This is a genomic window from Thermomonas sp. S9 (genome assembly GCF_024704365.1).
GTDB lineage: Bacteria > Pseudomonadota > Gammaproteobacteria > Xanthomonadales > Xanthomonadaceae > Thermomonas.
The window spans coordinates 1,298,258-1,316,667 of sequence record NZ_JAJDFY010000001.1 but is presented as its reverse complement, the minus strand read 5'-3'; the positions used below and the strand labels follow the sequence as shown (position 1 = coordinate 1,316,667).

Annotated in this window: 14 protein-coding genes and 3 pseudogenes; 12 read left to right on the top strand and 5 right to left on the bottom strand. The window is 69.9% G+C overall.

Going from position 1 to position 18,410, the window contains the following annotated elements:
* The first annotated feature begins 11 nt into the window (after positions 1-11).
* The 11 genes and pseudogenes from purB (at position 12) to LJB71_RS06490 (ending at position 11,418) form a co-directional block, all read left to right on the top strand.
* Positions 12-1,380: pseudogene (gene purB, locus LJB71_RS06540) on the top strand (adenylosuccinate lyase).
* A 4-nt stretch (positions 1,381-1,384) separates the two neighbouring features.
* Positions 1,385-2,583: pseudogene (locus tag LJB71_RS06535) on the top strand (cupin domain-containing protein).
* Positions 2,580-2,747, top strand: a complete 168-nt coding sequence (locus LJB71_RS06530) for a hypothetical protein (RefSeq protein ID WP_259303542.1) — start codon at positions 2,580-2,582, stop codon at positions 2,745-2,747. The pseudogene LJB71_RS06535 and the gene LJB71_RS06530 overlap by 4 nt, the downstream one beginning before the upstream one ends.
* Positions 2,748-2,766: 19 nt before the next feature.
* Entirely contained in the window at positions 2,767-3,117 is a 351-nt protein-coding gene (locus tag LJB71_RS06525) for a hypothetical protein (RefSeq protein ID WP_259303541.1), read from the top strand.
* Between the two features lie 172 nt (positions 3,118-3,289).
* Positions 3,290-6,124, top strand: a complete 2,835-nt coding sequence (locus LJB71_RS06520) for a 2-oxoglutarate dehydrogenase E1 component (protein WP_259303540.1) — start codon at positions 3,290-3,292, stop codon at positions 6,122-6,124.
* A gap of 30 nt (positions 6,125-6,154) precedes the next feature.
* Positions 6,155-7,372: a dihydrolipoyllysine-residue succinyltransferase gene (sucB, locus tag LJB71_RS06515; protein ID WP_259303539.1), complete on the top strand. Its 1,218-nt coding sequence runs from the start codon at positions 6,155-6,157 to the stop codon at positions 7,370-7,372.
* A gap of 61 nt (positions 7,373-7,433) precedes the next feature.
* A complete protein-coding gene (gene lpdA / locus LJB71_RS06510; RefSeq protein WP_259303538.1) occupies positions 7,434-8,864 on the top strand; it encodes a dihydrolipoyl dehydrogenase in 1,431 nt (476 codons plus the stop codon).
* 151 nt (positions 8,865-9,015) lie between these two features.
* Positions 9,016-9,369 carry a DUF3147 family protein gene (locus LJB71_RS06505; protein WP_259303537.1) on the top strand — a complete coding sequence of 118 codons (354 nt, stop codon included), beginning with the start codon at positions 9,016-9,018 and terminating at the stop codon, positions 9,367-9,369.
* Complete coding sequence (locus LJB71_RS06500; protein WP_259303536.1) at positions 9,366-9,977, top strand: TIGR00730 family Rossman fold protein; 612 nt, start codon at positions 9,366-9,368, stop codon at positions 9,975-9,977. Before LJB71_RS06505 ends, LJB71_RS06500 begins: the two co-directional genes overlap by 4 nt.
* Positions 9,974-10,984 (top strand): YhdH/YhfP family quinone oxidoreductase, encoded by a 1,011-nt coding sequence (locus LJB71_RS06495; protein ID WP_259303535.1) that lies wholly within the window; start codon positions 9,974-9,976, stop codon positions 10,982-10,984. The genes LJB71_RS06500 and LJB71_RS06495 overlap by 4 nt, the downstream gene beginning before the upstream one ends.
* A 59-nt stretch (positions 10,985-11,043) precedes the next feature.
* Complete coding sequence (locus LJB71_RS06490) at positions 11,044-11,418, top strand: response regulator (RefSeq protein ID WP_259303534.1); 375 nt, start codon at positions 11,044-11,046, stop codon at positions 11,416-11,418.
* Positions 11,419-11,448: 30 nt separating this feature from the next.
* Here LJB71_RS06490 and LJB71_RS06485 read toward each other — a convergent pair whose 3' ends face one another.
* Both LJB71_RS06485 and LJB71_RS06480 read right to left on the bottom strand, forming a co-directional pair.
* The gene (locus LJB71_RS06485; RefSeq protein WP_259303533.1) at positions 11,449-12,357 is read right to left on the bottom strand and encodes a DnaJ C-terminal domain-containing protein; all 909 of its coding nucleotides are present in this window, start codon (positions 12,355-12,357) and stop codon (positions 11,449-11,451) included.
* A 190-nt stretch (positions 12,358-12,547) separates the two neighbouring features.
* Positions 12,548-13,036 (bottom strand): Hsp20/alpha crystallin family protein, encoded by a 489-nt coding sequence (locus LJB71_RS06480; protein WP_259303532.1) that lies wholly within the window; start codon positions 13,034-13,036, stop codon positions 12,548-12,550.
* A gap of 134 nt (positions 13,037-13,170) precedes the next feature.
* Here LJB71_RS06480 and LJB71_RS06475 point away from each other — a divergent pair, with 134 nt between their 5' ends.
* Positions 13,171-13,656, top strand: coding sequence for a peroxiredoxin (locus tag LJB71_RS06475; protein WP_259303531.1), 486 nt, complete (start codon positions 13,171-13,173; stop codon positions 13,654-13,656).
* A 43-nt stretch (positions 13,657-13,699) separates the two neighbouring features.
* Here LJB71_RS06475 and gyrA read toward each other — a convergent pair.
* The 3 genes and pseudogenes from gyrA to LJB71_RS06460 form a co-directional block, all read right to left on the bottom strand.
* Positions 13,700-16,273 (bottom strand): annotated as a pseudogene (gene gyrA, locus LJB71_RS06470) (DNA gyrase subunit A).
* A 215-nt stretch (positions 16,274-16,488) separates the two neighbouring features.
* On the bottom strand, positions 16,489-17,562 hold the full coding sequence (gene mtnA / locus LJB71_RS06465) for an S-methyl-5-thioribose-1-phosphate isomerase (RefSeq protein ID WP_259303530.1): 1,074 nt from the start codon (positions 17,560-17,562) through the stop codon (positions 16,489-16,491).
* A 38-nt stretch (positions 17,563-17,600) separates the two neighbouring features.
* Positions 17,601-18,344, bottom strand: a complete 744-nt coding sequence (locus tag LJB71_RS06460; RefSeq protein ID WP_259303529.1) for a DUF3011 domain-containing protein — start codon at positions 18,342-18,344, stop codon at positions 17,601-17,603.
* Between the last annotated feature and the right edge of the window lie 66 nt (positions 18,345-18,410).

Here is an 18,410-nt window from a genome sequence, read left to right as displayed (position 1 = left end):
GCCCGCCGCCCATGTCGCACGCCCTCACCGCCCTGTCCCCGCTGGATGGCCGCTACGCCGGCAAGGTGGACCCGCTGCGGCCGGTCTTCTCCGAATACGGACTGATCCGGGCGCGCGTGCAGGTCGAGGTGGAATGAGCTGCTGGCGCTGGCGAACGATCCTGGCATCGTCGAGCTCAAGCCCTTTTCCCGATGCCGCCGCGGCACGCCTGCGGGCGCTGGCCAATGGCTTCTCGGTGAACGACGCGGCGCGGGTGAAGGCGATCGAAGCCACCACCAACCACGACGTGAAGGCAGTCGAATACTTCATCAAAGAGCGTCTGAAGGACGACCCCGAACTCGGCCCGGCGCTGGAATTCGTGCACTTCGCCTGCACCAGCGAGGACATCAACAACCTGTCCTACGCGCTGATGCTCAGCCAGGCGCGGCAGGAGGTGCTGCTGCCGAAGCTCGATGCGCTGATCGAAACCTTGCGCGCGCTGGCGCACGAATACGCCGCGCTGCCGATGCTCTCGCGCACCCACGGCCAGACCGCCTCGCCCACCACCGTCGGCAAGGAGCTGGCCAACGTGGTGGCGCGCGCCTGCGGCGCCAGGGCGAAGTGCTGGCCGCCCTGCCGATGCCGGGCAAGATCAACGGCGCGGTGGGCAACTACAACGCGCATGTGACGGCCTATCCGGACGTGGACTGGCCGACCTTCTCGCGCCGCTTCGTGGAGTCGCTGGGCCTGGACTGGCAGCCCTACACCACCCAGATCGAACCGCACGACGGCGTGGCCGAGCTGTGCGACGCCTGCAAGCGGATCGACACCATCGCGATCGACCTCTGCCGCGACATCTGGGGCTATATCTCCCAAGGTTATTTCAGGCAGGCGGTGAAGGCCGGCGAAGTCGGCAGCAGCACCATGCCGCACAAGGTCAACCCGATCGATTTCGAGAATGCGGAAGGCAATTTCGGCATCGCCAGCGCCCTGTTCGAACACTTCGCCGCCAAGCTGCCGATCAGCCGCTGGCAACGCGACCTCACCGATTCCACCGTGCTGCGCGCGCTGGGCACCGCCTTCGGCCACATGCTGATCGGTTTCGACGCCCTGCAGCGCGGCCTGGGCAAGCTCAGCGCCAACCCGGAGCGGCTGGCCGCCGACCTCGACGCCAGCTGGGAAGTGCTGGCCGAGGCGGTGCAGACGGTGATGCGCCGCCACGGCCTGCCGAACCCCTATGAACAACTGAAGGCCCTGACCCGCGGCCAGGGCATCCGCGCGGAGTCGATGCGCGCCTTCATCGAAGCGCTGGACCTGCCCGCCGCCGACAAGCAGCGCCTGCTGGACATGACCCCGGCCCGCTACACCGGCCTGGCCGAGCGGCTGGCGCGGGAGATCTGAACCCATGGCCGGCCTGCTGCCCGCCATCGAAATCGACGCCGCCGCCGGCCCCTTCCCGCTGGGCATGCCGCCCGAACGCTTCCTGCGCGAGTACTGGCAGAAGCGCCCGCTGCTGATCCGCAACGCCTTCCCAGGCTATGTCTCACCGCTGGAGCCCGAGGACCTGGCCGGGCTGGCCTGCGAGGACGGCGTGCTGGCGCGCCTGATCGAACACGACCGCGCGACGGACGGCTGGCGCGTCCGCTATGGGCCGTTCGCCGAAGACGACTTCCCGGCCTGCCCGACCACGACTGGACCCTGCTGGTGCAGGACATGGACAAGTGGGACGTCGACCTGCGCGCCCTGCTCGACCAGTTCGCGTTCCTGCCGCGCTGGCGGATCGACGATGTGATGGTGAGCTTCGCCGCCACCGGCGGCTCGGTCGGCGCGCACGTGGACCAGTACGACGTGTTCCTGCTGCAGGCGCGCGGCCACCGCCGCTGGCGGATCGACGCCTCGCCCAACCCGCCGCTGGATTTCCGCCCGGACGTCGAGCTGAAGCTGCTGCAGCGCTTCACCCCGACCCACGACTGGGTGCTGGCGCCGGGCGACATGCTCTACCTGCCGCCGGGCGTGCCGCACCACGGCATCGCCGAGGACCCGTGCCTGACCTTCTCGGTCGGCATGCGCGCGCCGGGTGCCGGCGAGCTGCTGGCCGATTACGCCGACAGCCTGGCCGCCGAAGCGCCGGACACGCTGCGCTACGCCGACCCCGACATCACCCCGGTGGCCGACCCCAACGAAATCGACGCCGCCGCGCTGGGGCGGGTCGAGGCCGCCCTGCGCCAGCTGCGGATGGACGACCCCGACCGTCTGGGTGACTGGTTCGGCGGCTTCATCACCACCTACCGCAGTGCGGTGCTGCCCACAGCCGCCGAGGCCGCGCCATCGGTGGAGGCGCTGGAACGCGGGCTGGCCGCGGGCGGCGGCCTGCTGCGTCACCCCTGGTCCCGGATGGCCTGGCGGCGCGGCGCGGACGGCCACGCCCGGCTGTACGCCGGCGGCGGCATGCACCTGCTGGATGCCGGGGACGCGCGCCGCCTGGCCGCGGCCGAACGGATCGACGCCGGGGCCTACACCGCCCTGTCCGAGCCGGGCCGCGCGGTGCTGCTGGCTCTGGTCGGCGCCGGCCATTACCGGCTGGAACCGGAGGATGCCGAATGAGCGACCACCGCCCCACCGACGCCCCTGGCGCTGCCGGCGCCGCTCCCGCGCGCACCGATCTGCTCCGGATCGACGACCATCCTGCGGCGATCGCCGTCACCGCACGGATCGTGGCCGAGGCGCGGCGTGCGCTGTGGATCAAGAGCCTGGACCTGGAGCCCTGAGCTGTTCGACCATCCCGAGGTGCTGGCGGCCCTGCGGGCCTTCGCCACTTCCGGCCGCGAGGTCCAGGTGCGCGTGCTGCTGCACGACGCCGCCGCGCCGCAGGCCGCCCACGCCATGCTGCTGGAGCTGGCGCAACGCCTGCCCAGCGTGTTCCAGTTCCGCGAGGTGGACGACCCGGTATACCGCGAGGACCGCAGCGCGGTGCTCGTCAACGACGCCGGCGGCTACTACGCCCGCGCCCAGGGCGACGCGGTGGCCGGCAGCGCCTGTCTGGACGGCCGCGCCCGCGCCCGCCAGCTGCAGCAGCGCTTCGAGGAAATCTGGGAGCGATCCCGACCGGTGGCTGAATACCGGGCGCTGGGGCTCTGACGCAGGCATGTTCGCTGCCGCTCCCGACCTCGCGGCGGGTGTCCCGGCACGTCCTTGGGTCTATAATTTCGATTCTTTGCGGTACGCATTCAGTGTTGCCCGCGCGGTTCCCCGGCACCTGCCACGGCCCGCACGTCCCCCTTCCCCACCCGATCAGGTTGCTAGCCACGCCGTGGACAGTCTCCTCAAGCAGTTCGCCCAATCCTCGCAACTCGGCGCCAACGGCGCGTACATCGAAGACCTCTACGAGCAATACCTGGTCGCGCCGGACAGCGTCGATCCGAAGTGGAAGCAGTATTTCGACGGCCTGAAGGGGCGCGAGGCCGGCGATATCCCGCATTCGGCGATCATCGACCAGATCGCGGAGGCCGGCCGCCAGGCCGCGCGCGGGCTGGTCGACACCGCCACCGGTTCCGGCGACGAGCGCGAGCGCCACGTCGGCCGCCTGATCACCGCCTATCGCTCGCGCGGCCACCTCGGCGCCAAGCTCGATCCGCTGGGCCTGACCCCGCCGCTGAACCCGCCGGACCTCGAGCTGGCCTTCCACCACCTGTCCGAGCGCGACCTCGATGCCGAGTTCAGCACCGGCGGCATCGGCGGCCAGGCCCGGATGAAGCTGCGCGACCTGCTGGCGCGCCTGCGCGCGACCTACACCGGCAGCATCGGCGCCGAGTTCATGCACATCACCGACGCCGACCAGCGCCGCTGGCTGTACGAGCGCCTGGAAGCCGCCGCCGGCAACTACGGCCGCAGCCAGGGCGACAAGCGCCGTATCCTCGAACGCCTGACCGCCGCGGAAGGGCTGGAGCGCTACCTGCACACCAAATACGTCGGCCAGAAGCGGTTCTCGCTGGAGGGCGGCGAATCGCTGATCCCGCTGCTGGACGTCACCATCCGCCGCGCCGGCCAGAACGGGGTCAAGGACATCGTGATCGGCATGGCCCACCGCGGCCGCCTGAACGTGCTGGTCAACACCCTGGGCAAGCCGCCGCGCAAGCTGTTCGACGAATTCGAAGGCAAGTTCGAGCACGCCCGCGCCGGCGACCACGCGCACACCGGCGACGTGAAGTACCACATGGGCTTCTCCAGCGACGTTGCCACCCCGGGCGGCCCGGTCCACCTCGCGCTGGCGTTCAACCCCTCGCACCTGGAGATCGTGGACCCGGTGGTGGCCGGCAGCGTGCGATCGCGCCAGCATCGCCGCGGCGACAAGGCGCGCAAGCAGGTGCTGCCGATCCTGATGCACGGCGACGCCGCGTTCGCCGGCCAGGGCGTGGTGATGGAGCTGTTCCAGATGTCGCAGGCGCGCGGCTTCGCGGTCGGCGGCACCGTGCACGTGGTGATCAACAACCAGGTCGGCTTCACCACCAGCGCCGCCGAGGACGCGCGCTCCACGCTGTACTGCACCGATGTCGCCAAGATGGTCGGCGCCCCGGTGCTGCACGTGAATGGCGACGACCCGGAGGCGGTGGCCTTCGTGGCCGAGCTGGCGTTCGATTTCCGCCAGGCCTTCGGCAAGGACGTGGTGATCGATCTCGTCTGCTACCGCCGCCACGGCCACAACGAGGCCGACGAGCCGGCCGCCACCCAGCCGCTGATGTACAGCAAGATCCGCGCGATGAAGACCACCCGCGAGCTGTACGCCGCGCGCCTTGACGCCGAGGGCAGCGTGCCGGCCACCGAGGCGCAGGCGCTGGTGGATGCGCTGCGCGACAAGCTGGACGCGGGCGAACTGACCACCGAAGTCGCCCCCAGCCAGCCGGACGCGCTGGCCGTGGACTGGACGCCCTACCTGGCCGGCAAGCTGTCCGACCCGGTGCAGACCCAGGTGCCGCGCAAGACCCTGGACGCGCTGGCCGCGCGCATCAACGCGGTGCCCGACACGGTCAAGCTGCATCCGCGCGTGGCCAAGATCTATGACGACCGCCGCAAGATGGCGGCCGGCGAGCTGCCGGGCGACTGGGGCTTCGCCGAGAACCTGGCCTACGCCACCCTGCTCGACGAAGGCTACCGCCTGCGCCTGGTCGGCCAGGACTGCGGGCGCGGCACCTTCTTCCACCGCCACGCGATCCTGCACGACCAGAACACCGACGCCTACTACCTGCCGCTGCGCGAGCTGGCGCAGAACCCGGAGGACGTCACCATCATCGACTCGCTGCTCAGCGAGGAAGCGGTAATGGCGTTCGAATACGGCTACGCCACCGCCGACCCGCAGACCCTGGACATCTGGGAGGCGCAGTTCGGCGATTTCGCCAACGGCGCGCAGGTGGTGATCGACCAGTTCCTCGCCGCCGGCGAAGCCAAGTGGGATCGCCTGTGCGGCCTCGCCCTGTACCTGCCGCACGGCTACGAGGGCCAGGGCCCCGAGCACAGCTCGGCGCGCCTGGAGCGCTTCCTGCAGCTGTGCGCGCTGGACAACATGGTGGTCTGCACGCCGACCACGCCGGCCCAGGACTTCCACATGATCCGCCGCCAGATGCGCCAGAGCACGCGCAAGCCGCTGGTGGTGATGACGCCGAAGTCGCTGCTGCGCCACAAGCTGGCGGTCTCGACCCTGGACGAGCTGGCCAACGGCGAGTTCCAGCGCCTGATCCCGGACACCACCGCGACCGCCAAGAAGGTCCGGCGCGTGGTGGTGTGCGCCGGCAAGGTCTATTACGACCTGCTGGAAGAAGCGCAGAAGCAGGGCATCCAGGACGTGGCGCTGGTGCGCGTGGAGCAGCTGTACCCGTTCCCGCGCCCGGAGCTGGCCGCCGAGCTCAAGCGCTTCGCCTCCGCCACCGAGGTCGTGTGGTGCCAGGAAGAGCCGCAGAACCAGGGCGCGTGGTACCAGATCCAGCACCACCTGCGCGCCTGCCTGCAGCCGAAGCAATCGCTCAGCTACGCCGGTCGTCCGCGCTCGCCCTCGCCCGCCGCCGGCCACATGGCCGAGCACATGGCCGAGCTGGCGCAGCTGCTGGCCGACGCACTCGTCAACCCCGCCGCCGGCGACACCGCCGCCGACTGACCCATCCCCGCCTTCCGACAGGACGCCCTCATGGCCATCGAAGTCAAAGTCCCGGTTCTCCCCGAATCCGTCTCCGACGCCACCATCGCCAGCTGGCACAAGAAAGCCGGCGACGCGGTGAAGCGCGACGAAAACCTGCTCGATCTGGAAACCGACAAGGTCGTGCTGGAAGTGCCCGCGCCGGTGGACGGCGTGCTGAAGGAAATCAAGTTCAAGGAGGGCGATACCGTCACCAGCCAGCAGGTGATCGCGGTGATCGAGGAAGGCGCCGTGGCCGCGGCCACCACCACTGCGGACGCCCCGGCCGCGAAGGAAGCGCCGAAGGCCGCCGCCCCGGCCGCGAAGGAAGCGCCGAAGGCCGCTGCCGCACCCGCCAACACGGCCGCGGCGCCCGCCGCCGATGCGCTGCCGCCGGGCGCGCGCTTCGCCGCCGTCACCAGCGGCGTGGACCCGGCCGAGGTCGCCGGTACCGGCCGCCACGGCATGGTCACCAAGGAGGACATCGTCAACTATGCCAGCGGCAAGACCGCCGGCGTGACCGGCGGCGCGCGCCCGGAGGAACGCGTCCCGATGACCCGCATGCGCGCCCGCATCGCCGAGCGCCTGATGCAGTCCAAGAACTCCATCGCCATGCTGACCTCGTTCAACGAGGTGAACCTGTCCAAGGTCATGCAGATGCGCAAGGAGCTGGGCGAGCAGTTCGAGAAGGCCAACGGCATCAAGCTTGGCTTCATGAGCTTCTTCGCCAAAGCCGCCGCCAACGCGCTGCAGAAGCACCCGATCATCAACGCCTCGGTGGACGGCAACGACATCATCTACCACGGCTACGCCGACATCAGCATCGCGGTCGCCACCGACAAGGGCCTGGTGACGCCGGTGCTGCGCAACGTCGAGCGCATGAGCTTCGCCGACATCGAGCAGGGCATCGCCACCTTCGCCAAGAAGGCGCGCGACGGCAAGCTGGGCCTGGACGATCTGCAGGGCGGCACCTTCACCATCACCAACGGCGGCACCTTCGGCTCGCTGATGTCCACCCCGATCGTGAACCCGCCGCAGAGCGCCATCCTCGGCATGCACGCGATCAAGGAGCGCGCCATCGTCGAGAACGGCCAGGTCGTCGCCGCACCGATGATGTACATCGCGCTGAGCTACGACCACCGCATCATCGACGGCAAGGACGCCGTGCTGTTCCTGGTGGACATCAAGAACCAGCTCGAGAACCCGCACCGCATGCTGCTGGGCATGTAAGCACCCCGGCCCGAAGCCCCGCTCCGCGGGGCTTCCTGCTTGCAGACAAGGAACCTTAGCAATGAGCGAACAACAGCAATTCGACGTCGTCGTGATCGGTGCCGGCCCCGCTGGCTATCACGCCGCCATCCGCGCCGCGCAGCTGGGCCTGAAGACCGCCTGCATCGACGCCGCGCTGGGCAAGGACGGCAAGCCGGCGCTGGGCGGCACCTGCCTGCGCGTGGGCTGCATCCCGTCCAAGGCGCTGCTCGATTCCAGCCGCCAGTTCTGGAACATGGGCCACCTCTTCGACCAGCACGGCATCAGCTTCGAGAAGCCGGCCATCGACGTGAAGAAGATGATCGCGCGCAAGGACGCGATCGTGAAGCAGTTCACCGGCGGCATCGCGGCGCTGTTCAAGGCCAACAAGATCACCGCGTTCTACGGCTACGGCCAGCTGCAGCCGGGCAACGTGGTGAAGGTGAAACAGCACGACGGCAGCGAAGTCGCGCTCAAGGGCACCAACGTGATCCTCGCCGCGGGCTCCGACTCCATCGAGCTGCCGTTCGCCAGGTTCGGCGAGCACATCATCGACAACGTCGGCGCGCTGGATCTCGAGAAAGTGCCCAAGCGCCTGGGCGTGATCGGCGCCGGCGTGATCGGCCTGGAGCTGGGCAGCGTGTGGAACCGCCTGGGCGCGCAGGTCACGATCCTGGAAGGGCTGCCGACCTTCCTCGCGGCGGCCGATGCGGAGGTCGGCAAGGTCGCCGCGCGCGAGTTCAAGAAGCAGGGCCTGGACATCAAGCTGGGCTGCAAGGTCAGCAACACCGAAGTGAAGAAGGACGGCGTGCACGTCCACTACACCGACGACAAGGGCGCCGCGCAGGAACTGGTGGTAGACAAGCTGCTGGTCGCCGTGGGCCGTCGCCCCGCCACCCAGGGCCTGCTGGCCGAGGGCACCGGCGTGCAGCTCGACGAGCGCGGCCGGATCGTGGTCGATGCGCACTGCCATACCGGGGTCGACGGCGTGTGGGCGATCGGCGACTGCGTGCGCGGCCCGATGCTGGCGCACAAGGGCTTCGAGGAAGGCATCGCGGTGGCCGAGCTGATCGCCGGCCTGCCGGGCCACGTCAACTTCGACACCATCCCCTGGGTGATCTACACCGAGCCGGAGATCGCCTGGGTCGGCAAGACCGAGGAGCAGCTGAAGGCCGAGGGCATCCCGTACAAGGCCGGCAGCTTCCCGTTCGCGGCGGTCGGCCGCGCGGTGGCGATGGCCGAACCGGCGGGCTTCGTGAAGGTGCTGGCGCATGCCGAGACCGACACCATCCTCGGCATGCACCTGGTCGGCGCCAACGTCTCCGAGCTGGTGCACGAGGGCGTACTGGCGATGGAGTTCAAGGGCAGCGCCGACGACCTGGCGCGCATCTGCCACGCCCATCCGTCGCTGAGCGAAGCCGTGCACGATGCCGCGATGGCGGTACACAAGCGGGCGATCCACAAGGCCAACTAAGGAACCTCTGATCAACTCGGGGGTTCCCGCCGGCCATGGAGGGCTGGCTGACAACGCCTGGATGGCGTTGTTCAGACCTTCCCTGAAGGCCGCCCGCATCCCCGGACGGCGCCCGCACGGTGCCGTTCGCATTTCAAGGCTGGATACGCCGATGACGCTGCAGTTCCTGCTCAAGACGGCCATCACGGTGATGCTGGTGCTCATCGCCTCCGGCCTGGCCAGGCGCCCCGGCCTGCTGGGGGCGCTGGTGGCGTCGCTGCCGGTCACCTCGCTGCTGGTGCTGGGCTGGCTGTACGCGGAAACCGGCGATGCGCAGCGGGTGGCGAATCTCGCCATGGAGATTTTCTGGTTCGTGCTCGGCGGCCTGCTGTTCTTCCCGGCGCTGAGCCTGGCGCTGAAGGCCGGCTGGCCGGTCTGGCTCGGCTTCCTGCTCGCGGCCCTGGCCGCCTTCGCCGGCATGAGCGCGGTGCAATTCCTGCTCACCCATTCCAAGGTCCACGGATGAAGACCCTCTGCGTCTATTGCGGTTCCAACGCCGGCGGAGATCCGGCCTATGCCGGGCTGGCCCGCGCCCTCGGTGCGCGCCTGGCGCGCGACGGCATCGCGCTGGTGTACGGCGGCGGCAACGTCGGGTTGATGGGCACGCTGGCCGATGCGGTGCTGGCCGGCGGCGGCGAGGTGGTCGGGGTGATTCCGCAGCAACTGGTCGATTGGGAAGTGGCGCACACCGGCCTGACCCGGCTGGAGGTGGTCGACTCCATGCACACCCGCAAGGCGCGCATGTTCGAACTGGCCGACGGCTTCGTCGCCCTGCCCGGCGGCTTCGGCACGCTGGACGAGATGTTCGAGATGCTGACCTGGCGCCAGCTGGGCCTGGGCAAGAAGCCCTGCGCCTTCCTCGACGTGAACGGCTTCTGGCAGCCGCTGATGGCGATGCTGGATACCATGGTGCGCGAGCGCTTTCTGCATCCGGAGCAGCGCGCCGACATGTGGTACGGCAGCGATATCGACGCCTTGCTGACGTGGATGCACGCCTACGTGCCGGCCCGCGCCGACAAGTGGCTGGACGAGAAGCGCCGTTCGCAGCTGAAGCTCACCCCGGAGGACGTATGAGCATCCCGCCCCATTTCCGCGCCTTCCGCATCCACGGCGACGATGGCCAGGGCGGCTATCGCAGCGGCCTTGAAACCATCGCGCTCGACGACCTCAACCCCGGCGAGGTCGTCATCCGCACCGCCTATTCCTCGGTCAATTACAAAGACGCCTTGGCCGGCACCGGCCAGGGCAAGATCCTGCGCAGCTTCCCACTGGTCGGCGGGATCGACGTCGCCGGCCACGTGGTCGCCTCCACCGACCCCGCCTTCAGGGAAGGCGATGCGGTGCTGGTGACCGGCAGCAGCCTGTCGGAAACCCGCGATGGCGGCTATGCCGACTACGCGCGGCTGGATGCGCGCTGGGTGATCCCGCTGCCGACGGGGCTGACCCTGCGCGAGGCGATGATCCTCGGCACCGCCGGCTTCACCGCCGCGCTGGCGCTGCTGCGCATGGTCGAGAACCGGCAGACGCCGGATCTGGGGCCGCTGGCGGTCACCGGCGCCACTGGCGGCGTGGGTTCGCTGGCGATCGCGATCTTCCGCAAAGCCGGCTTTACGGTGCATGCGATCAGCGGCAAACCGGAGCATGCCGACTACCTGACATCCCTGGGCGCCAGCGCCGTGCTGGGGCGCGACGCGCTGTCCACCACCCGGCCCATGGAGTCGGCGCGTTTCGGCGGCGGCCTCGACAACGTGGGCGGGCCGATGCTGGCCAGCCTGCTGGCGCAAACCGCGCCTTACGGCAACGTGGCCAGCTGCGGGCTGGCGGCCTCGCCGGAGCTGCACGCCACGGTGATGCCCTTCATCATCCGCGGCGTGTCGCTGCTGGGCGTGGCCTCGGCCGGCACCGCGCGCGCCATCCGCGACGAGGTGTGGCGGCGCCTGGCCAGTGACTGGAAACCGGACGCGCTGGACGCGATCTGCACCCGCGAGGTCGGTCTGGACGCCCTGCCGGAGGTGTTCGCCGGCATGCTGGCCGGCGGTTCGCTGGGGCGTACCGTGGTGCGCGTCGCAGGCCAGTCATAGGCGGCTTGCAGGCGGCCGGACGGTCGCTACAATCGACGAAGAAACCCCGGGGATTGTCCATGGCACGCATCCTGATCGTCGATGATTCGCCCTCCCAGCTGATGAGCATCCGCCGCATCGTGGAGAAGCTCGGCCACGAGGCGCTGACCGCCGAGGACGGCGCCGCCGGGGTGGAGGCCGCCAAGCGCGAGCTGCCCGACCTGATCCTGATGGATGTGGTGATGCCCAACCTCAACGGCTTCCAGGCCACCCGTTCGATCACCCGCGAGCCCACCACCCGGCACATCCCGGTGATCCTGGTGACCACCAAGGACCAGGACACCGACCGCGTGTGGGGCATGCGCCAGGGCGCCAAGGCCTACATCACCAAGCCGTTCAGCGAATCCGAGCTGGCCGCGATGATCGGCCAGTACCTGGGCGGCGGGACCGCCTGACGCCGGCAGGCACCGCACCGGGCGCAGGCCTCAGCTGCGCCGCCAGTCGTCCCCGAAGGCGTCGCGCATCCTGGCGTAGGCCTTGCGCTGGGCCTCGGTATGCGCCTTCGGCGCCAGGATCTCCAGCTCCACGATCTGGTCACCGGCCGGCGCATTGCCACTGCCCGGCAGGCCGCGCCCGCGCAGGCGCAGCTTGCGCCCGGACTCGGAATCCGCCGGGATCTTCAGTTCTACCTGTCCGCCCAGCGTCGGCACGCTGAGCGTAGCCCCCAGCGCAGCTTCCCACGGCGCCACCGGCAGGGTGTAGAGGATGTTGCGGCCATCGACCTCGAACTGCGGGTCGGCGGCGTATTCGATTTCCAGCAGCAGGTCGCGCCCGCCGCGGCCCTGCTTGCCGAGCCGGATCACCTGGCCCGGGCGCACGCCCTTGGGGATGCGCACGTCCAGGGTCTTGCCGTTGACGGTCACGCGCACGCTGCTGCCCTCGTACACCGCCTTCAGCGGCACCGCCAGCTTGGCGCGGGTATCCCCGGCCGGAGCCGCCCCGGCACGCCCGCCACGCCCGCCGGGGCCACCGCGACCGAACAGGTTCTCGAAGAAGTCGGAGAATCCGCCGCCGGCGCCACCGCCGGCGAAGATCTCCTCGAAATCGAAGTCCGGCTGCCCGCCCGGGCCGCGGTGGAACCCGCCCGGCGGCGGCCGGATCTCGTCGCCCGGCCGATAGCCGCCGGCGCGCAGCTGGTCGTAGGCCGCCCGCTTCTGCGGATCACGCAGCGCCTCGTAGGCCTCGTTGACCGCCTTGAACTTCTCCTCGGCACCCTTTTCCTTGCTCACATCCGGGTGGTACTTGCGCGCCAGCCGGCGGTAGGCGGTCTTGATCTCCGCCTCGCCGGCGCTGGGTTCCACCCCGAGGATGGCGTAATAGTCCTTGAATTGCATGCCTGAGCTGCTTCCCGTTGATCCGATCGCGCCGGCCCACGATCGCGCCGGCGCCGGCTGCGCGCAAGGCCGCCGTCAAACGACCCGGCCCGCACCTGGCGCGGGCCGTAGTCTAGTCGCAAGCGTCCCTGCGCAGCGTGCAGACCTGCGCGCCGCGGCACTGCACCGCGGCGCGCACGCGGGAAGTGCGTCAGGAGACGCGGCCCTCGCCCTTGCCGACGTGGATCCGGCGCGGGGTGGTCTCCGGGCGCTTGGGAATGCTGATCTCCAGCACGCCGTTGTAGCCGCGCGCGGTGACCGCCTCCGGGTCGGCGCTGTCAGGCAGCGCGAAGCGGCGGTGGAACATGCCGTAGCGGCGCTCGATCCGGCTGTAGCGCTCGCTTTGCTGCTCGGCCTCGCTCTTGCGCTCGCCTTTGATCGACAGGATGCCCTTGTCCATCATGATCTCGACGTCGTCCGGGTCGATCCCCGGCAGGTCGGCCAGGATCACGAAGCGGCCGTCCTCCTCGCGGATGTCCACCCGCGGCGTCCACTGGCTGGTGACCACCGACGAACCGTCGGACAGATCGCCCATCTGGAAGAACCGTTCGAACAGCTGGCGCAGGTCGTCGGCCGGCGCGGCCTGGCGACGCGAGGCTTGCGCGAAACGCGAATCGTGGGTATGAGTGATCGGGTTCATGTCGTCCTCCTGCTGGTGGCGGCGCACCATCGCCGCGTGCCGGTAGATGGGAATCCCGCTTGCGCCCGTCAAGAGGCGCGCGCGCCGGCAGGCGCGGGCAGTCAGGGTTTTTTTCAGCCGCAGGAGATCGCACCATGCCCATCCAGATCGGCGACCGCATCCCGGAGGCGGTGCTGCAGTTCATCGACGCCAGCGGGGTGCACAAGCTCGACACCCCGACCCTGTTCGACCATCGCAAGCTGGTGCTGTTCTCGGTGCCCGGGGCATTCACCCCCACCTGCTCCGAACGCCACCTGCCGAGCTTCATCGCGCATGCCGACGCATTCCGCGCGCGCGGGATCGGCCTGGCCTGCATGGCGGTGAACGATGCCTTCGTGATGCAGGCCTGGGGCAATGCCTACCACGTCCCGGCCGAGATCCAGCTGCTGGCCGACGGCAATGCCGACTTCACCCGCGCGCTGGGGCTGGAGATGGACGCCAGCGGCTACGGCATGGGCATACGCAGCAAGCGCTTCGCGCTGTACGCCGAGAACGGCATCGTCAAGGGCCTGTGGGTGGAAGCCCCCGGCGAATACCGGGTGTCCTCGGCCGAGCACGTGCTGGCCCACCTGCCGGACTGAGCACGGCGGCGCACGCGCGCAGGCCAGCCGCACATCGGCCGGGTCAGTCGGCGGCCGCCTCGCCGCCGGCATCCGTGTCGGCGTCCCCGTCGAGGCTGGCATCCAGGCGCTCGATCGCCTGCAGGGTCTCGCCTTCGGCCAGGCGCATCAGGGTGACGCCCTGGGTATTGCGCCCAACCTGCGAGATCTCGGCCGCGCGCGTGCGCACCAGGGTGCCGCCGTCGGAGATCAAGAGCACGTCGTGGTGGTCGGAGAGCTGGATCGCGCCGACCAGGGCGCCATTACGCGTGCTGGTCTTCATCGCGATCACGCCCTGGGTGCCGCGGCCCTTCTTCGGGAATTCGGTGAGCGCGGTGCGCTTGCCGTAGCCGTTCTGGCTGGCGGTGAGGATGTCGCCCTCGCCGTCCACCACGATCAGGCTCACCACCTGCTCGCCCTCGGCCAGCTTCATGCCGCGCACGCCGGTGGCGGTGCGGCCCATCGGGCGCACGCTGTCGCCACCGAAGCGCACGGCCTTGCCGTTGCTGGCGAACAGCATGATGTCGCGGGTGCCGTCGGACAGTTCCGCGTTCACCAGCGCGTCGCCCTCGGCCAGGTTGATGGCGATCTTGCCGCGCGCAAGCCGGAACGCATATTCGGTCAGCGGGGTCTTCTTCACCGTACCGTTGCGGGTGGCGAAGAACACGTACTTGCCATCCTCGTACTCGCGCACCGGCAGCACCGCCTGCACCTTCTCGCCGTCCTCCAGCGGGATCCAGTTGATGATCGGGCGGCCGCGCGCATTGGGGCCGGCTTCCGGCAGCTGGTACACCGGCAGCCAGAACACGCGGCCCTGAGCTGGTGAAGGTGAGCAGGGTGTCGTGGGTGTTCACCAGCCACAGCTGGTCGATGAAGTCCTCGTCCTTGGTCGCCGCCGCGTTGCGGCCTTGCCACCGCGCCTCTGCGCGCGGTAGGCGGTGGCCGGCTGGCGCTTGGCGTAGCCGGCGTGCGAGAGGGTCACCACCACGTCCTCGGGCGCGATCAGGTCGAGGATGTCGAGGTCTTCCTCGGAGGCGCGGATCTCGCTGCGGCGCGGATCACCGAACTCGGCCTTGAGCGCGCGCAGCTCCTCGCGGATCACCTCCAGCAGCACGTCCGGGTTCTCGAGGATGCGGATCAGCCCGGCGATCTCCTCCAGCAGCTGGCGGTATTCGTCGGTGAGCTTCTCCTGCTCCAGCCCGGTCAGGCGGTGCAGGCGCATTTCCAGGATCTGCTGGGCCTGCGTCTCGGTGAGCTGGTAGCCCTCCGCCAACAGGCCCACGCCGGCCGGCAGATCCTCCGGGCGCGAGGCCTCCGCGCCCGCGGCGGCCAGCAGGCTGCCGACCAGGCCCGGCTGCCAGGTGCGCGCCAGCATGCGCTCCTTGGCGACCTGCGGGTTCTCCGAGGTCTTGATCAGCTCGATCATCGCATCGATGTTCGCCAGCGCGACGGTCAGGCCTTCCAGGATGTGGGCGCGGGCGCGCGCCTTGCGCAGCTCGAAGATGGTGCGGCGGGTCACCACCTCGCGGCGGTGGCGCACGAAGGCCTCGAGGATCTGCTTGAGGTTCAGCAGCTGCGGGCGGCCATCGACCAGCGCCACCATGTTGATGCCGAACACCGACTCCATCTGGGTCTGCGCGTACAGGTTGTTGAGCACGACCTCGGCCGACTCGCCGCGCTTGACCTCGATGTAGATGCGCATGCCGTCCTTGTCGGACTCGTCGCGCAGCTCGCTGATGCCTTCGAGCTTCTTCTCCTTGACCAGCTCGGCGATCTTCTCGATCAGGCGCGCCTTGTTCACCTGGTAGGGGATCTCGGTGACGATGATCGACTCGCGGCCGTTGTCGGCCACCTCGATCTCGGCCTTGGCGCGCATACGCACGCGGCCCTTGCCGGTGCGGTAGGCGACATGGATGCCGCCGACGCCGTTGATGATGCCGGCGGTGGGGAAATCCGGGCCCGGGATGTAGTCCATCAGGCCGTCGATGTCGATGCCCGGGTCGTCGATCAGCGCGATGGTGGCGTCCACCACTTCGCCCAGGTTGTGCGGCGGGATATTGGTCGCCATGCCGACGGCGATGCCGGCCGACCCGTTGACCAGCAGGTTCGGCACCCGGGTCGGCATGACCGTGGGTTCGAGCTCCTTCTCGTCGTAGTTGGGCTGGAAATCGACCGTGTCCTTGTCGATGTCGGCCAGCAGCTCGTGCGCCAGACGCGACATGCGCGCCTCGGTATAGCGCATCGCCGCGGCGGAGTCTCCGTCGATCGAGCCGAAGTTGCCCTGCCCGTCCACCAGCAGGTAGCGCAGCGAGAACGGCTGCGCCATGCGCACCAGGGTGTCGTACACCGCGCTGTCGCCGTGTGGATGGTACTTACCGATGACGTCGCCGACGATGCGCGCCGATTTGTAATACGGCTTGTTGCTGTGCGCGCCGAGCTCGTTCATCGCATGCAGCACGCGCCGGTGCACCGGCTTGAGGCCATCCCGCACGTCCGGCAGCGCGCGCCCCACGATCACGCTCATGGCGTAATCGAGGTAGCTGCGCCGCAGCTCGTCTTCCAGCTTGACGGGGATGATTTCCTTGGCGAGATCGGCCATCGTGCGTGTGTGTCCTGTCGCGGTTCTGGGGCGGGATTGCGGGCCCGCGCAAGGCCTGCGGAAGCGGCGTCCGCGCGGGCATCAGGCGGGGATCGGGCGAACGTCGGATTGTACCATCCGAAGGCACCCAAAGCACCCGGATTTCGCCGGGAAAATCAATCGCTTGCGCGGAGAATCGCGGCCTGCTCCGGGCGCTTTGCGCGCAGCCGCCTGGATCAGCCGAACAGCGCGCGCATGCGCACCGCATCGGGCCGCTCGACCACACCGCGCTCGGTGACGATGGCGTCGATCAGGGCATGCGGGGTGACATCGAATACCGGGTTCCAGGCGCGCACGCCCTCGGCCACCGCGCGCTTGCCGCGGGCGCTGAGCAGCTCGGCCGGATCGCGCTCTTCGATCTCGATCGCATCGCCCGCCGCGGTTGCCATGTCCACGGTCGAGGACGGCGCCACCACCATCACCTTCACCCCATGGTGCTTCGCGGCGATCGCCAGCTGGTAGGTGCCGATCTTGTTGGCGGTGTCACCGTTGGCGCAGATGCGATCGGCGCCGACCACCACCCACTGCACCTGCCCGGTCTTCATCAGGTGCGCGGCGGCGGAATCGGCGATCAGGGTGGCGTCGATCCCGTCCTGCATCAGCTCCCACACGGTCAGGCGCGCGCCCTGGTTCCAGGGGCGGGTTTCGGTGGCGAACACGCGCGCGACGCGGCCGGCGGCGACGCCGGCGCGGATCACGCCGAGCGCGGTGCCGAAGCCGGCGGTGGCCAGCGAGCCGGTATTGCAGTGGGTCAGCACGCCGCTGGCGGGCGCGACCAGGGCGGCGCCGAGCGCCCCCATGCGACGGTTGGCGGCCAGGTCCTCGCGTTCGATCGCCTGTGCCTCGCGCTCCAGCGCGGCGCGCCAATCGCCATCGGCCGTCGCCAGCGCGCGGCGCATGCGCGCCAGCGCCCACATCAGATTGACCGCGGTCGGCCGCGCCGCGTTCAGGCGCTGCAGGGCCGGCTCCAGCTGGTGCAGCGCGGCCTGCGCATGCGTCGCCTCGATACCGCGCGCGGCCAGCACCACGCCCCAGGCCGCGGCGATCCCGATCGCCGGGGCCCCGCGCACCACCAGCGCGTGGATGGCGGCGGCCACCTCGTCGCTGCTGCGGCAGGACTCGTGCACCACCGTGAACGGCAGCACGCGCTGGTCCAGCAGCTCCAGCGCTTCGCCGGTCCAGCGGATCGGGCGGACGTGGTCGTAGCGGTCGAAGTCGAGATCGGCAAGGGCGAGGGCGGCATCGGTCATCCGCGCATTTAACCACGCCCCCTGCCCCACCGCCTTGCTCAGTCGCTGCGGAACTCCGCACGGCAGCCCTGCGCCACCCAGATGCCGGCGCGGCCATAGCCCCAGGTGCGGCCCTCGATGCAGGCCGCGCGCGAGAGCTGGCGCACCAGTTGCACCCCGGCGCGGGTATTGGCGGCGCATTCGGTGTAGCGGCCGTCCTCCGATTCGCAGCGGAACACCCGCCCGCCAATGCCCTGGCCGTAGTCGCTCCAGCCGCGCGCGCGGCCGCGGGTGGTGGTGAACTCCGCCCGGCAGCCCTGTGCGACCCACACGCTGCCGTAATCCGACCCCCAGCTGCGCCCCTCGATGCAGGCCGCGCGCGAGAGCTGGCGCACCAGCTGGGCGCGCCCGCGGTCGGGCAGTGCGCAGCGCTGGTAGCGGCCATCATCCGATTCGCAACGGACGATCCCGCCGTAGCCCGGGCCGCCCGGCCGGGCCCAGCCCAGCACCCGGAACTCGGCGCGGCAGCCCTGCGACACCCAGATCCCGTTACGGCCGTAGCCCCAGTTCACGCCCTCGATACAGGCCCCGCGCGAAAGCTGGCGCTCCAGCACCACGCGCCCACCGCGGATCGGGCATTCGCGGGTGCGCCCGTCGTTGGATTCGCAGCGCACGATCTCGCCGTCGCGATAGTCGCCGCGGTAGCCGTCACGGTAGCCGTCGCCGTAGTACTGGGCCGCGGCGGGCGCGGCGGCGGCACTGCCCAGCAGGGCCAGGCCGGTTGCGATCAGGGTGCTGCGCATGGTTCGCCTCTCCTCTCCCTCGGCCCGGGACGGGCACGATCCTCGCCCTCGACTCTAGCGGCGCGG

Coding starts and splice junctions, on each gene's coding strand:
- LJB71_RS06530 (WP_259303542.1), top strand. CDS start 2,580: ATGAGCGACCACCGCCCCACCGACGCCCCTGGCGCTGCCGGCGCCGCT.
- sucB (WP_259303539.1), top strand. CDS start 6,155: ATGGCCATCGAAGTCAAAGTCCCGGTTCTCCCCGAATCCGTCTCCGAC.
- lpdA (WP_259303538.1), top strand. CDS start 7,434: ATGAGCGAACAACAGCAATTCGACGTCGTCGTGATCGGTGCCGGCCCC.
- LJB71_RS06505 (WP_259303537.1), top strand. CDS start 9,016: ATGACGCTGCAGTTCCTGCTCAAGACGGCCATCACGGTGATGCTGGTG.
- LJB71_RS06500 (WP_259303536.1), top strand. CDS start 9,366: ATGAAGACCCTCTGCGTCTATTGCGGTTCCAACGCCGGCGGAGATCCG.
- LJB71_RS06495 (WP_259303535.1), top strand. CDS start 9,974: ATGAGCATCCCGCCCCATTTCCGCGCCTTCCGCATCCACGGCGACGAT.
- LJB71_RS06490 (WP_259303534.1), top strand. CDS start 11,044: ATGGCACGCATCCTGATCGTCGATGATTCGCCCTCCCAGCTGATGAGC.
- LJB71_RS06485 (WP_259303533.1), bottom strand. CDS start 12,357: ATGCAATTCAAGGACTATTACGCCATCCTCGGGGTGGAACCCAGCGCC.
- LJB71_RS06480 (WP_259303532.1), bottom strand. CDS start 13,036: ATGAACCCGATCACTCATACCCACGATTCGCGTTTCGCGCAAGCCTCG.
- LJB71_RS06475 (WP_259303531.1), top strand. CDS start 13,171: ATGCCCATCCAGATCGGCGACCGCATCCCGGAGGCGGTGCTGCAGTTC.
- mtnA (WP_259303530.1), bottom strand. CDS start 17,562: ATGACCGATGCCGCCCTCGCCCTTGCCGATCTCGACTTCGACCGCTAC.
- LJB71_RS06460 (WP_259303529.1), bottom strand. CDS start 18,344: ATGCGCAGCACCCTGATCGCAACCGGCCTGGCCCTGCTGGGCAGTGCC.